The organism is Stappia indica (genome assembly GCF_001696535.1).
In the GTDB taxonomy this organism is placed as follows: domain Bacteria; phylum Pseudomonadota; class Alphaproteobacteria; order Rhizobiales; family Stappiaceae; genus Stappia; species Stappia indica.
This window is the reverse complement of record NZ_MBQE01000011.1, coordinates 1-910: the sequence shown is the minus strand read 5'-3', so window position 1 is coordinate 910 and position 910 is coordinate 1. Positions and strand designations below refer to the sequence as shown.

Annotated in this window: 1 protein-coding gene; it reads right to left on the bottom strand. The window is 69.6% G+C overall.

The features are described from left to right. A partial coding sequence (locus tag BBX35_RS22635) for a putative Ig domain-containing protein (protein WP_171901511.1) occupies positions 1-910 on the bottom strand: 910 nt, incomplete at both ends.

Here is a 910-nt window from a genome sequence, read left to right as displayed (position 1 = left end):
TCGACCTGGATGGAATAGGCGGCGTTGCCGGTGTCGTTGTGGGCATCGGTGGCGGTGACGGTGAAGTTTGCCGTCTCCGCCGTGGTCGGCGTTCCGGTGAGGGCGCCGTTCGAGGCAAGGGTCAGGCCGTCGGGCAGGGCACCTGCGGTGACCGCATAGGTGTAGGGCGCCGCGCCGCCGGATGCGGTGAAGGTCTGGGTATAGGCGGTGCCGACCGCGCCATTGGCGAGGCTGCCGGCCGCCGGCGTGAGCGCAATGACCACCGGGGCTGCATCGACCTGGATGGAATAGGCGGCGTTGCCGGTGTCGCTGTGGGTATCGGTGGCGGTGACGGTGAAGTTTGCCGTCTCCGCCGTGGTCGGCGTTCCGGTGAGGGCACCGTTCGAGGCAAGGGTCAGGCCGTCGGGCAGGGCGCCTGCGGTGACCGCATAGGTGTAGGGCGCAGCGCCGCCGGATGCGGTGAAGGTCTGGGTATAGGCGGTTCCGACCTCGCCATTGGCGAGGCTGCCGGCCGCCGGGTTCAGCGCGATGACCACCGGGGCTGCATCGACCTGGATGGAATAGGCGGCGTTGCCGGTGTCGTTGTGGGCGTCGGTCGCGGTGACGGTGAAGTTTGCCGTCTCCGCCGTGGTCGGCGTTCCGGTGAGCGCACCGTTCGAGGCAAGGCTCAGGCCGTCGGGCAGGGCGCCTGCGGTGACGGCATAGGTGTAGGGCGCCGCGCCGCCGGATGCGGTGAAGGTCTGGGTATAGGCGGTTCCGACCTCGCCATTGGCAAGGCTGCCGGCCGCCGGAGCGAGGGCGATGACGACCGGGGCCGCATCGACCTGGATGGAATAGGCGGCGTTGCCGGTGTCGTTGTGGGCGTCGGTGGCGGTGACGGTGAAGTTTGCCGTCTCCGCAGTGGTCGGCG